Below are 13606 nucleotides of genomic sequence, written 5' to 3'. Positions count from 1 at the left end.
ATAGTGCGGCCTTTTTTTACTTAATCAAACTTGGAGAAGTCCGCTGGTCTCTTCTCCATAAAGGCCATAGCAGCCTCTTTAAACTCATCAGAGGCGAGGCGCTCCTTAAAGTAACGGCCTTCGTCTTGAATAAACTCTAACCCTTTCTCTAGAGTTGCTCTGCGCAAAAGCTGTTTAGTTAAACGGAGGGCAGCCGGAGCTTTCCTCGCTAACTCAGCGGCGGCTTCACGTGCGCGAACAATGGCCTGTTCTGGCGCCACTGCGGCATTACAGATACCAAATTCAACGGCTTCCTGAGCACTAAAACGCTTGCTCAACAATAACAGTTCAGAAGCTTTGGCATGGCCGGCGATCCTGGGCAACAAGTAGCTGGAGCCATACTCTGGACACAGCCCCAGGTCCACAAATGGCATCTGGAACATGGCGTCGTCTCCAGCAAAAGACAGGTCGCAATGCAACAGCATGGTTGTACCAATACCTACTGCGGGGCCATTAACGGCTGCAACTACCGGCTTGGGGAAGTGGTAAAGAGCACTCATAAACTGGAAAACCGGAGACTCCTCCCCTTCGGCAGAGCCACCCAGGAAATCTGTCAGGTCGTTACCACTGGTAAATATGCCCTCAGCACCGGTAATAATCGCGACGCGAACATCCGGGTTTGTAGCAGCGCTATTCAATAACCCTGCCATCGCGGTATACATGGCCATAGTCAGGGCATTTTTGCGACCGGGTCGATTAATCGTAATCTCGAGGATGCGGTCCTTAAGCTGAGCCTGAATTTCAGCGCATTCGCTTTGCATATTGTTCTCCGGGGTAAGAAGTAGATTGGGCTACTCTCAGTAGCCTAATTATGGAACCCCAACGGAAGCCACTTTTAATCCGCTGTAGGCCATCTATTTAGGAGATTCATATTAACCGCTACTCCCAGAGGTTCGAGTTCCTAATCAACCACTTTCGTTGACGGGATTAACCCGGTCACCAGTGACCGGGCCCTCTAGGTAACCAGCAACAGTAATCAAACTTTATTGGCTGAATCCCGGCGCAGAGGTTGGCACATGCAATGAACGCCACCGCCCCCCGGAGTAATCATTGAAATATCTGGGTCGATAACTTCCAGGCCATGTGCGCGACACTTCTCCGCCAGTCCGGTATTGGCCTTAGGTAGCATCACTCGATCGTTCCCCAGGGCAACGACATTCACTCCAAGTTCCAATACCTGCGGGAAGGGAATATCAATAATCTCTATATTTCGGCTTTTAAACCACTGCACCAGCTCCGGCTCAACAGCATCAACACAAATTGCTGCCAGCTTTTCCGCAAGCATGGCTACCATCACATCAATATGCAGGAAGAACGGATCGAACTGGTAGCCTTTAACTTCCCAGCCCTCTTTTTCCACCCAACTTTTCATCTGCTCAAATCCCTGCGGGCTGGTGCGTTCGCCGGAGTAGCCACACAGAATAACGCCGGGCTCTAACACCATAAAATCACCGCCCTCCAGAGAGCCTGCGGTGATAATGTCGTAAATAGGGATATTCAGCTCTGCATATTTCTTCACTATGGGCGCCCACTCACCACGGCGCCAAGGGCTGAACATCTGAGTCACGATAGGCCCCCAAGGGGTCATTACCGAGGAATCGCGACCGTAAATTTGGTAGGGCAATGTGTTATCCGCTGGAATAAGGTGCGTATTCACTCCTGCATGGCGGTAGGCATCGAGCATCTCTCCATGCTGTGTCATCGCCACCTTGTGATCAAACTTCATACCGAGGCGCTCGGCACGTCGCGCACTCGCATTACCAGTGCGCCAGCTGAAGTTATCCACAGGCCCAATTAGAACATCTCTCAGTACGCCGTATTCTGAATCCATCCCCCACTCACTCAGGGGTGCCGTACCGCCGTTATCCTGACGGTGCTTCAAAGTAAAATTACTCATTCGCCTAAATTCCAACTTGTTATCAACTATGCCAAAACAAAGACAGTGCAACGCCGAGAGTTGACAGAAGCACTTGTTTTACTGCTACTTAAGCCTGCTCCGCACTGTTTAGCATTGCGTGAAGCAACACATTACAACCCGCCTCAAGATGATCCGGCTCCGCCGATTCTGCTTCATTGTGCGACAGCCCTCCTTCACAGGGCACAAAGATCATAGAGACAGGGGCGACTCGGGAAACATATACGGAATCGTGCCCAGCACCTGAAACCATCTTGCGATTGCTATATCCCAAGGTCTGCACAGCACTGCTAACCGAATCAATGCAATGCTTATCAAAGGCGACGGGAGGTGAGTACCACTCTTCACGAATATCGACTCTGGTACCTGTCTCTTCCTGTACTCTTTCAGCCGCCTTATACAAGGCTTTATGCAGATGGTTTAAGCCTTCAGGTAACGGGTGACGGAGGTCCAGTGCTAGCACAACCTCTTCAGGAACTGTATTTCGGCTGCCCGGCGCCGCCCTTAAATCCCCACAGGTCATACGCGCATCTTCTGAATACTCCCGGACTTCACGATACATGCGCTCGCACAGAATGGACATTGCCTGGACCGGATCACGGCGGTCCTCCATCGGAGTTGGACCCGCATGGCAAGGCGTTCCGTAAAAAGTTACGTCATACCAGCGAATACCCTGTACACCAGTGACAACACCAATTACCTGATCCTGTTTTTCGAGGATCGGGCCCTGCTCGATATGCGCTTCAAATGAAGCCTTAATAGCCCTCGGCTGAGCGGGCTCAGTACCGAGATAGCCGATCCGCTCCAACTCTTCACCGATAGTGATACCCGATTTATCCGCGCGGCTGTGCCCATACTCCAAGCTAAATTCACCAGCCCAAACCCCGGAGCCCACCATTGCAGGGGAAAAGCGCGCACCCTCCTCATTAGTCCATACAACCACCTCTAATGGGGCCTTGGTCCTGATACCTTGATCCTCTAGAGTGCGCAGAACTTCCAGGCCGGCAAGTACGCCATATACACCGTCAAATTTGCCACCCGTGGGCTGGGTATCCAAATGAGAACCAGTCACTACCGCAGGCAAGCTGTTATCTGCTCCCGGTCGGCGGGCAAAAATGTTGCCCATCTGGTCCACTCTGACCTCACAGCCTATATCTCGGCACCAGCGCACGAAAAGGTCGCGCCCTTCACGGTCTTCATCTGTCAGGGCTTGTCGATTGCATCCGCCCGCTGGGGTCGCGCCTATCTCAGCAATTTCCATCAGGCTATCCCAAAGGCGAGCGCCATTGACACGTAGGTTTTGTGCTGGGTTTTCCATTCAAAGAGCTCCGGGCTTTATAATGGGTCCAATATAAATCACTTTGCCGTAATTTTTGTTTTGATCCACACCGGCTAAAGAGAGCATTATTTTGTAACTGGTCAAAACACACTCAGGAAGCAGCTGACTATGACAATAACTTATAGCTCTTACCTAAAAGTAGACGAGCTTTTGCAGTGCCAGAAACCCCTTTCCGATGGTCCCGAGCACGACGAACTACTTTTCATTACTATTCATCAAAGCTACGAGCTCTGGTTCAAGCAAATGTTGCATGAACTGGATTTCCTGGTGCGACTGTTCAACGCAGGTGAACGCAATCGCGCATTGCATACACTTAAACGTGTCGACACGATTTATCGTACTTTGATTCAGCAGGTCGATATCCTGGAAACCCTAACCCCCCTGGAGTTTATGTCTTTCCGCGATCGACTATCCACGGCTAGTGGTTTTCAGTCGTACCAGTTTCGCGAGTTGGAATTTCTTTACGGCGCCAAGGACCCGAAAAAACTGGAAAACTATACCCCTGGCTCAGAGCACTACCAGCGCTTGATGAAGCGCCTTGAGGCGCCGACCCTTTGGGATGCTTTCCTAAATTTTTTGGTTCACGAGGGGCATAAGGTACCCGCTAATGAGCTTGAAAGAGATTTTAGCCAAGTTGCGGAGCCTTCTTCAGCCGTCCAGAAAATACTGATCGATATCTATCGCAATGATCCACTGGTAAGTGAAATCTGTGAGGCTTTGGTGGACATCGATACTTCGTTACAACAGTGGCGTTACCGACATGTAAAAATGGTCGAGCGAACAATTGGCAGGAAAATGGGGACTGGTGGATCGAGCGGGGTAGGTTATTTACAGGGAACCCTATTTAGACCGGTTTTCCCTGACCTCTGGGCAATTCGTTCAGAATTTTGATATCGGATTTCATTTGAGGGGTACTTGAGTACCCCCAATTTGTGACCAGTTCAAAACCATAATTCACAAATGAAAAAAGCCAGCAATATGCTGGCTTTTTAAGCGCGGGTAACTCACTGGGAACTTAGTCCTCGTAAGGTACCAGGGAGACCTGAATACCCAGGCTCACTTCCTTCGCGGCATCCGCAATCTGTACGTAAGTATCCGCACTAGACTTGTTGTGTGCACGCACAATCACCATTGCCTGCGGGTTCTCCGCATACATTTGGGCGATACGGGCCCGTACAGCACGGCTGTCAATACGGCTGCCATCCGCCATGGTGATTTCATCATTTGCGCTAACCATCAACAGAATATTCTGCTTGGTAGGATCTGGCTCAGCATTGCTGGTCTCATTCGGATCAGGCACATTCACATCCAGCGCCTTCTCTTTAACAAATGAAGCAGTCACGATAAAGAAGATCAACATGATAAACACAACGTCCAACATGGGCGTCAGGTCGATATCTGCCTTTTCTTCTTCTACGGCCTTTCCGCGTCGTCTACTCATAAAACACCGTGCAATTTTCAAATATCAGGGGTGCCGGATTGACCGGTCTAATCTGGTGGGCAAGATTGCCGCGATTTCGCAAGCATTGCAAGTGCGAGCGATAACAGAGATAAATAAACTTTAAAAATCAATAAGTTACAGAATCGAGCCGACAGAAAAGATCAAATTTTAAGCAAAAATTCCGACTAACGTCCTGCTAGATAGCTGTGATAGTCAGGCACCTCATGCTCGAAGGATTGGTCCATCAATGGTGACTGTACCACCATATCTGCACTGCTCTGGTTGCAAGCCACTGGGATATTCCACGCTGCAGCAATACGCAGTAGTGCCTTGACGTCCGGGTCATGGGGCATGGGCTCAAAGGGGTCCCAGAAGAATATCAGTAAGTCCACCTGCCCCTCGCTAATCCTCGCTCCGAGCTGCTGATCACCTCCCAGAGGGCCACTTAAGAGCTTTTCGACACTTAAACCCGTCGCATCTTCAATTTTTCCACCAGTAGTCCCCGTAGCCAATAACTGGTGTCGTTTGAGCAGATTGTGATGTCTGAGACACCACTGAATCATGGCGTCTTTACGGTTGTCATGGGCTACCAGAGCCACTCGCTTTGTCGCCGGCAGTGCTTTAGCAATAAATTCCATTTGAACCTCAATATCAAGAATCTCTTCTATAGTATCTCAAATAAGCACCGACAGATTTGATTTTCCCGTAGGTTTAGTCCCTGTTATCGCAACCCAACTCCTTTATAAAGACTTCCAAAATTACTACAAAACGATTCATTAGATTCGAAGAAGTAATGTGGATTAATTCAAAGACCTCTTTATTCATTGTTATCTAGAGTAAGATCCCCCTGAACACAGCCCCCCTCGCTATAATGCAACAGCAAGAAACCGGACCTTTATAAGGAGTAAGTATGAGCGTAGGAGCCTGGGAGCCACAGGTAAGTGGCCCACAAAATGAAACCAGTGAAGAATTCAACCGGGAGCAGTTGCTCAGACTTATCGAAATTGCAGAGTCAGATAAACCTTTTACAGAATCAGTAGGAGCGTTTGAAAAAGTACCCTCCACACTTATTCGCCTTCCCTTCCAACACTGGATTGAAGAGAGCGAAAATTGGAACAGTGCCCAGCTATGGCAATTGATCCGCTTCTTTACCTTGGCAGAAATGAATCTGCCAGGCTGGGACGCCGGCGCTGAGTCTGCAGTAATTCCCCTCGCCAAAGTACTCAAGCAACGCTCGACGCCATTAACAAAAGAACAACTGTTATGGATTCGCCAGAATTCCAACAATCGTTATTTGCCCTACGGGCCACTATAAAGCTACACGATTGACTCCATATCACCCCAGTGACAGAGATATTCTGTTACTGGGTCAGTCCTCTCCCCCTCTCCCATTGCAAAACTCATAAGGTTGCCTTTGGTAAGAGCAGCCACTCCAAAGCAGAAGCATTGCCCATAAAAATATCATTAAGATTGTTGATCAACGCACGGATAATCAGGACTGCATTCAAATAGCTTCTGGTATTACTTGCCTCTGAATAACTGCCCTCTACTCCTTTTATGACTAGCAGGGATGTCACGTGATAGCAAAACAAATGACTGGAGACCAAGCGCTCGCTTTCTCGGTAATGAAAAAGACCTCGACCGAAGAGCACAAACTAATACAGTTCCGTCCCATTATATACATGGTTATAACTAGATTTATCACTGGTTTACTTTCCGCCGTGTAAAAGTAAACCTCGTAGCAGTAATGGCAGATCCCGGCAGCCAAGACCCCAAATACCCCAACCGGTTGGTACTTATATACGCGGCACTAGATCCCGTACATGAGTGTGAGTTCTCCCCCAGTTTTTAATTCCTTACTAAATACCAGGGTACGGCAATAGGACTCAAGCTGTCTCTGACATCTTGACACTTGCCAACTTTCCGCAATTTGAATATCACACTTCAATACGCAAGGTTACACAACCAGCTATGGAAGTTGCCCGCTAATTGACGCAGGCAAAAGCTCGCAGTTAAGTTTTGTTAATCCGGCTCTCTGTTAATTGATGAACAGAAACTATCTGCCACCATCAAAATCCAACTATAAAAGCCAAAACAACTAAACCAACAGGTTCATAAAGCTTACAAAATTACTCAACTATTTAACGCCACTGATACTGACTTGATACAAAGAATATTGAAGTTAAAGAATCACCAGTAATGAGTGCTTTCAAGTTCCCAAAAAGATCAAAAACACAGTTCAAACGGCCCCCAATTGAAAAATATGTAAAAAAAAGCCATTTTTTTTACATTAAATAGAAAAAAACCATCTAAAGGACTTGCAATTAGGTATACAAATAAGCTGCAATTAGCGCCGCTAGCTTGGGGGGACTCACTATCAATTGTTTTCTGCCGAAAACATGCATCTTGGACGGTGCCTAATTCCGTTAAAGATGGCTGAGAATAATTGATAGGAATGCCCCCACTTACTAAAACAATTCATTTTGCAGGGATATTTAAATGGCTACTAAAAAAGCTGCTCAAGTCGCTACCAGCGACGTCGCAAAAATGGAAGCGGAGCTACGCTCCCTTACCGCTAAACTGGAAACTGCCCGCCTTAAGCAGGAAAAAGACCTGACTGTCAAAGCCGAGAAATTGGCAAACAGTGCCAAGAAGGCTGCCGCTAAAGCAAAAACTACTCAAGATAAAGTAGCGACTGTTAGAGCTAAGAAAAAGACTGCTGCTCAACAGCAACAGCTGAAAAAAGCACGTGAAGCCGCCGCTGCAGCTAAAACTGCTGCAACTGAAGCCAAAACTGCCGCAACTGAAGCCAAAGATGCACTGGCTGAAATCAAAGCCGCCAACAAGCTGGCTTCTCAGGTAGCTAAGATCGTCGCTAAAGAAGAAGCTGCTGTAGCTAAGAAACTGGCTGCTGCTGAAAAGAAAAAAGCCGCTGCCGAAGCGAAGAAAACTGCTGCTGCCGCTAAAAAAGCCGCTGCTGCTGACAAGAAGAAAGCCACCGCAGCTAAGAAAAAGCCCGGCCGCCCAGCTAAAACTGAAGAAGCCAAGAAGAAGCCTGGTCGTCCCGCTAAGACCGAAGAAGCTAAGAAAAAGCCTGGCCGTCCCAAAAAAGACGCCACTGAAGCCAAAAAGAAGCCCGGTCGCCCAGCAAAAACTGAAGCCGCTAAGAAAAAGCCCGGCCGCCCCAAAAAAGCAGAGACCGCAGCCGCCGCAGCAACTGATGCTGCTCCTGTAAAACGCGGTCGTGGCCGCCCACCTAAGGCAGAATCCGCACAAAAGAAGCCCGGTCGCCCAGCAAAAGCGGAAGCCGCTAAGAAAAAGCCAGGGCGCCCCAAAAAAGCAGAAGCCACAGCCGCAGCAGCAACTGAAGCTGCTCCTGTAAAGCGCGGTCGCGGTCGTCCGCCCAAGGCTAAGTAAGCCAGCGCTTAAGTAAAACTGATTTATTCAGTTAGTTTAAACCCTGGCCTCGCCAGGGTTTAAACAGATCTTACTGCATCCGCAAGCCCTTCACCTGATGGTCCTCCCCCAACTCAATAACACAATCTGCCCAATCCGGCATATCCTCTAGCAAGCTCCGCGTCACTCTTTCGTAGTGTTGTACAAACTGAACAATTTGTTGATCTGCCATCCCCATTCCGGAGCGAACCCTGAGTTTATGTTCCTGTAACTTACGCCACTCAACGATACATTCCATACTCGGCGCTTTGAGCATCACCCATACATCGATAAGCGAAAAAAGATCTCGATAAGAATCTTCCAACTGTTGATTAACAAAATTTCGCCATTCGCCAGTACTATCTTCCCTGCACTCCAGTTCATTGAGCGATCCTTCATACCCTTCTGAAGGCTTGGCTCCTAGGCACCATCCTTCGAAGATAACAACATCAACTTGCCCCCTGAATACGGGCCACAAGTGCTTAGGGATCCGATCATCACGTCCTTTATCAAACCTAGGTAATGCGATAGCGGAATCACTACTGGATGCACACAGGGCCTTGAGCGTGCTGATCCCCAAGCCAATATCATGGGTTCCCGGCACACCACGAGTTTCGAGTAAAGGGTGTACCTGTGTAGCCAACTTGCGGCGCTGTTCCAGAGTTAAATAGATATCATCCAGAGACAAAACACAGCAGCGATAGCCCATCGCCTGGTAAATACATTGCCACACATCCGCCAGGGTCGACTTGCCGGTACCCTGCCCCCCACTAACCCCAATTATTAATGGATTACTGCGCTTATGGCGAGTCAGTACCCAAACTCCGAGGGGAAGAAAAATTTGTTCGAGCACCAGGAGGAAATCGCATGGTAATTGATGCTCACGCAACAGCTCCTTAAAAGGTCCCGATAAATTCTCCTTAAGCTGTCCACTACGCTCTAAAACTTCATTCGGCCATTTAGCCTTATTCATAAATTCCCCGCTATAAAAACGGGGGCCTAAGCCCCCGAACTTTGTGATCACTAATTATGATTACAGTACTTATATAGCCATCACTAACTTGCTACCGACTCAATAACCCCCTCTGGATTACCCCTCTTCTTGGAGCGGCCCGGTAGTGCTAACATAATGGGTGTAACCAATAACGTCAGCAAAGTGGAAAAGGTAAGCCCGTAAACAATTGCACTGGCTAGCTTCACCCAAAAAGAGGCTATCACTCCATCGACAACAATATTGCGCCCGACCATATCCACACTGACGCCTAGCGCCAGGGGCAACAACCCGAGGATAGTTGTTGCCGTTGTCAAAAAGACCGGTCTCAGCCTCTGTGTCGATGCCTTTACTGCTGCTTCTGTTGGTGTGAGGCTCGGCTCATTCTTACGCACGAAATTATAGGTATCTATCAGTACAATATTATTGTTCACCACGATTCCAGCCAGCGCCACAATACCCACTCCAGTCATAATCACACTGAAGGTGCTTTGTGTTATTAGCAGGCCAAACATCACTCCCAAAGTGGACATAATCACAGATGAAAGTACCAATAAAGACTGATAGAAGCTGTTGAACTGTGTTACTAACAGGATAAACATTAAAAACAGAGCCAGGAGGAAGGCTATGCCTAGGAATTGAAAAGACTCATTCTGCTCCTCGTCCGCCCCACGGAATAGCAGCTCAACCCGATTATCCACCGGATTAGTCTGCAACCACTTCCTTATTTCCTTCACTTTGTCATCCGGCAGAATCCCCTCTTGCGCATCAGCCTTAATTTGCATGCGAGTAATTCCGTCGATTCGCTCAATCTTATCGACCTTGGGCATGGCTTCCGTATGTACGAAACTGCTAATCGGAACGGTACCCTGCACGGTATTAACTTTTAGCTGATCGAGCGCGGCTATGCCTCTGGCACTTCTGGGGTACCTGATACGTATATCTACTTCTTCATCCGTATCATCGGGTCGATATTCTGCAACCCGGACGCCATTGGTAACCAACTGCACCGCCCTGCCAACTTCAGTTAGATCGGCACCATATAGAGCAGCCTTGGCTCGATCGACTTTCACTTCCCACTCGATGCCAGGTAGTGGCGCGGTGTTTACAATATCTCGCAACCCGCCAATTTCCTCCATTGCACGGTGTAGTCGCCAGGTTTCCAGCAGTAGCTGCTCATAGTTCTGACTGCGCAACTCCAGAACAATATCCTTGCCTACCGGCGGCCCTCCCTCCATTACATTTGCGGTTACTTTAATTCCGGCAAAATCTGAGGTGCGGGAACGGATATCGGCAAAAATGTCGCGGCTCCGTCGCTCGCGTTCCTCTGCGGGATAAAGCTCCACTAACATATTGGCGATTTGATCTGGGGAACGATCAGAATTTCCAGAAATTCCGCCAGAACCAATAGTAGTGTGAGCTATTCGGACCTCAGGCACACTAAGCACGGCTCTTTCCACTTGCACCACCAGGGCTTTTTTCTCCTCCATGGACAAATTGCCCTGGGCCCTAATTTCTACATTACCGTATTGCTCTTCTGTATCCGTGAAAAATTCAACACCCGCACCAAAATTGACAAAGCCAATAAAGATGGCAACCAGAATGGCAATAGTGGTTAAGAACCCACCCAATGGGCTCTGCAGAACCTTCTCAAGAATACGCGCATACCAGCCGGTAATTCCAGGCAGGGCTCGAGGTAAGCCATCCTCTAACTGGCTCAGGTAGTTACGAGTAGAGGCATCCATTGCGCTTTTGCCAAACAGTGAACCCAGCACAGGAGCAAAAAACAGGGCGTACAAGAGTGACCCCGCCAATACTGCAAATACTGTAACGGGCAGGTAACGCATGAAGTCTCCCACCACTCCAGGCCACAGCATAATCGGCAAAAATGCTGCAAGGGTAGTCGCCGTTGAGGCAACTACCGGCCAGAACATCCGACTGACTGATGCAATATATGACTCCCTTGCTGACAAGCCTTCAGCCATTTTCCGATCGGCAAACTCGGTAATCACAATGGAACCATCAATTAACATACCGAGGGCCAGCAACATTCCGAACATCACCATAAAGTTAAACGAATAACCCAGATACCAGGTGATGATGGAACCAAACAGCAAAGAGAAGGGCACTCCCAGTCCCACCAGAATTCCCGAGCGAAAGCCGAGCGCGGCAACGACAATAATCATTACCAGTAGCATCGCGGTCAGGATGTTTCCCTGCATCTCACTGACCATATCCCGCGCAAAATCAGATTGGTCAAAAACAAACTCAACCGTAATTCCCTGCGGCAAAACACCAAATTCAGCCTGAACGACTTCCCGGACTCGATCCGCGACATCGACAGAGCTGGCATCGTTGCGCTTTTCAACATTAATAGCGAGCCCCGGACGACCATTGATACTGGTGTAGCTCACTGCATCTTTGAAGGTTCTGCGAATATCTGTAACAGCACCCAAGGTCACAACTCCATCGCGTGACTTCTTGAGCGGAATTTCATAAACATCCTGAGCGGTCTCAATCAACCCAGGGACTTTCACTGAAAAACGGCCCCGATTGGTTTCCAGCTCCCCTGCAGGAATTAGGAGATTGTTCCCCAATACCGCATTGATTAACTCCGCACTGGTGATTTGATAGTGCTCCAGTCGCACCGGATCAATCACTGCCTCTACAACCTCCTCCCTATTACCGTGGAGATCTGCACCGAGCACCTCAGGGATACTCTCTATCTTTCGCTTAAGCAATTCAGCCGAGCGCAGTAAAACCCGTTCATTCACTTGCTCGCCGGATAGGGTAACGACAATGGTGGGGAAAGGTTGAGCGGATACTTCCTCCACGGTGGGCTCGTCGGCATCCCGGGGCAGCTCAGCCCTGGCCCGCTCTACAGCATTGCGAATATCATCGACGGCATCATCTACACCAATGGCAGAGTCAAATTCAATCACGATATATGCAAGGGATTCCCGGGCGACAGCAATCACCTCGACAACCCCTTCTACCGCACGAATTTCCTTCTCCAGAGGGCGGACCAACAGGCGTACACCATCCTCTGGGGAAATTCCCTCATGAGTGACCTGTACAATTACAAATGGGGGGTTCACCTCAGGGCTTGATTCAATTGTCATCGCTGCGCGAGCAACTATGCCAATTAAAACAATCAGCAGCATCAGGCATATTGTGCTGCGATTTCTTTGAATAGCGCTTTCCAACATCTTCATCGCGAATCCCCCTCGGGAATCACTGAAGTTTCGGATACCGGAGTCACCTCAGCGGAATCTACTGGGGAAGCTTCCTTCGCTTGGTTCTCCCGGGAAAACTCTTCCCCAGTTTTCAGTATTTCTGCACGAACCAAATCTCCCGTAGTAACATATTCTTGTCCCACAGTAATCAGAGTGACTGTGTCAGGCAGTCCAGAAACCCAGACGCCGCCATCACCATCCCCAACCAATGAAACATTGATAAATTGCACTCGGTTTTTATCATTGAGAGTCCGCACCCCCAATTCACCGCTATCATCCAGCGTGAGTAGAGATGCATTAATATGGTGGGCCGTTATTTCACCGGTCGGGAGGACCAGCTGACCACTCAAGCCTCCGGGAAGTTGATTACCTGGATTATCTACTGCTACCTCCACTCGGTAAGCCCGAGTAATTTCCTGCGCCTGTTGACTGATATAACGAAGGTATCCGTCTACTAACAGTCCTCTTTGTAATTGGGCTCTCGCCGGCCCGCCCTCAACAAGGCTCCCCACTTGATCCTCTGAAACTTCGCCAACAATTAGGATGGGATCCAAGTCAAGAATGGTCGCGCATTCCTCTCCCCGGCGAATAAAATCTCCCAGCTCCACCGCTCGGCTATTCACTACTCCAGCAAATGGTGCACGAATTTGCAGTTTCTCTACCGTCACTTTGGCACGTGTGTACTCCGCCTTGGTTCGGGCAAGCTCAACTTGCTGCTGGGCCATTGCGGTATCCGACTGCAGTCCTTTTTTCTTAAGTTTCTCGGCACCGGCAAAGTCTATTTCTGCTTTGCGTTTTGCCGCTTCAGCTAATGCCAGTTGCTCAATACGATCTTCAGCCTCGATTTCGCAAATGACATCCCCTTGTCTAACTGTCTGCCCTTCCGCAACTGGAAGTGCAGCAATAATGCCATCCAGTTCAGCGCGCAAACGTACATGCCGGTTAGCCTCAGTGCGCCCATTCACTAGTATCTGAGTGGCGTATGGGCTGGACTCAATGATTTGGGCTTGAATTCGCAATTCAGGCTCTGGCTTCTTGGCAGTTACCTCTTTAGATTCTGACTGCTCATCCTCTGCATCGGAGAATAACTGCCCACTCAGCAGCCATAAAATAGCGATCACCGAAACAATAATTGCCATCCGGTAATTGCGCCTTGACCAGATTGATGCCAATACATTCATAACTTACTAAACCTGTTGGGCAATGATGC

The 13606-nt window shown here is 48.9% G+C and carries 11 protein-coding genes; 3 read left to right on the top strand and 8 right to left on the bottom strand.

Going from position 1 to position 13606, the window contains the following annotated elements; all coding sequences use genetic code 11:
• Nucleotides 1-20: 20 nt before the first annotated feature.
• The 3 genes from ACG1BZ_RS03265 to ACG1BZ_RS03255 all read right to left on the bottom strand — a co-directional run bounded on the left by ACG1BZ_RS03265 (nt 21) and on the right by ACG1BZ_RS03255 (nt 3272).
• A complete protein-coding gene (locus ACG1BZ_RS03265; protein ID WP_413664364.1) occupies nt 21-800 on the bottom strand; it encodes an enoyl-CoA hydratase in 780 nt (259 codons plus the stop codon).
• Nucleotides 801-1015: 215 nt separating this feature from the next.
• The gene (locus tag ACG1BZ_RS03260) at nt 1016-1936 is read right to left on the bottom strand and encodes a dimethylarginine dimethylaminohydrolase family protein (RefSeq protein WP_413664363.1); all 921 of its coding nucleotides are present in this window, start codon (nt 1934-1936) and stop codon (nt 1016-1018) included.
• An 88-nt stretch (nt 1937-2024) separates the two neighbouring features.
• Nucleotides 2025-3272, bottom strand: coding sequence for a Zn-dependent hydrolase (locus ACG1BZ_RS03255; RefSeq protein ID WP_413664362.1), 1248 nt, complete (start codon nt 3270-3272; stop codon nt 2025-2027).
• Nucleotides 3273-3401: 129 nt separating this feature from the next.
• Here ACG1BZ_RS03255 and ACG1BZ_RS03250 point away from each other — a divergent pair, with 129 nt between their 5' ends.
• On the top strand, nt 3402-4184 hold the full coding sequence (locus ACG1BZ_RS03250) for a tryptophan 2,3-dioxygenase (protein ID WP_413664361.1): 783 nt from the start codon (nt 3402-3404) through the stop codon (nt 4182-4184).
• Between the two features lie 124 nt (nt 4185-4308).
• On the opposite strand, the gene ACG1BZ_RS03245 is transcribed toward ACG1BZ_RS03250, so the two are convergent.
• Both ACG1BZ_RS03245 and ACG1BZ_RS03240 read right to left on the bottom strand, forming a co-directional pair.
• Nucleotides 4309-4734, bottom strand: a complete 426-nt coding sequence (locus ACG1BZ_RS03245) for an ExbD/TolR family protein (protein WP_413664360.1) — start codon at nt 4732-4734, stop codon at nt 4309-4311.
• Between the two features lie 185 nt (nt 4735-4919).
• The gene (locus tag ACG1BZ_RS03240) at nt 4920-5372 is read right to left on the bottom strand and encodes a methylglyoxal synthase (protein ID WP_413664359.1); all 453 of its coding nucleotides are present in this window, start codon (nt 5370-5372) and stop codon (nt 4920-4922) included.
• A gap of 272 nt (nt 5373-5644) precedes the next feature.
• Between ACG1BZ_RS03240 and ACG1BZ_RS03235 the strand changes: the two genes are divergently transcribed.
• Together ACG1BZ_RS03235 and ACG1BZ_RS03230 are read left to right on the top strand one after the other, a co-directional pair.
• On the top strand, nt 5645-6049 hold the full coding sequence (locus ACG1BZ_RS03235) for a hypothetical protein (RefSeq protein ID WP_413664358.1): 405 nt from the start codon (nt 5645-5647) through the stop codon (nt 6047-6049).
• A gap of 1184 nt (nt 6050-7233) precedes the next feature.
• Nucleotides 7234-8151, top strand: a complete 918-nt coding sequence (locus tag ACG1BZ_RS03230) for a hypothetical protein (RefSeq protein WP_413664357.1) — start codon at nt 7234-7236, stop codon at nt 8149-8151.
• Nucleotides 8152-8221: 70 nt separating this feature from the next.
• Here the strand turns inward: ACG1BZ_RS03230 and ACG1BZ_RS03225 are convergent, their stop codons facing one another.
• From ACG1BZ_RS03225 to ACG1BZ_RS03215, 3 genes are all read right to left on the bottom strand, one after another.
• A complete protein-coding gene (locus ACG1BZ_RS03225) occupies nt 8222-9142 on the bottom strand; it encodes a phosphoribulokinase (protein WP_413664356.1) in 921 nt (306 codons plus the stop codon).
• Nucleotides 9143-9225: 83 nt separating this feature from the next.
• On the bottom strand, nt 9226-12375 hold the full coding sequence (locus ACG1BZ_RS03220; protein ID WP_413664355.1) for an efflux RND transporter permease subunit: 3150 nt from the start codon (nt 12373-12375) through the stop codon (nt 9226-9228).
• On the bottom strand, nt 12372-13535 hold the full coding sequence (locus tag ACG1BZ_RS03215; protein WP_413664354.1) for an efflux RND transporter periplasmic adaptor subunit: 1164 nt from the start codon (nt 13533-13535) through the stop codon (nt 12372-12374). The genes ACG1BZ_RS03220 and ACG1BZ_RS03215 overlap by 4 nt, the downstream gene beginning before the upstream one ends.
• Nucleotides 13536-13606 lie beyond the last annotated feature (71 nt).

It is taken from the genome of Microbulbifer sp. CNSA002 (genome assembly GCF_047324085.1).
Lineage (GTDB): Bacteria > Pseudomonadota > Gammaproteobacteria > Pseudomonadales > Cellvibrionaceae > Microbulbifer.
This window is presented reverse-complemented; position numbering and strand designations above follow the sequence as displayed.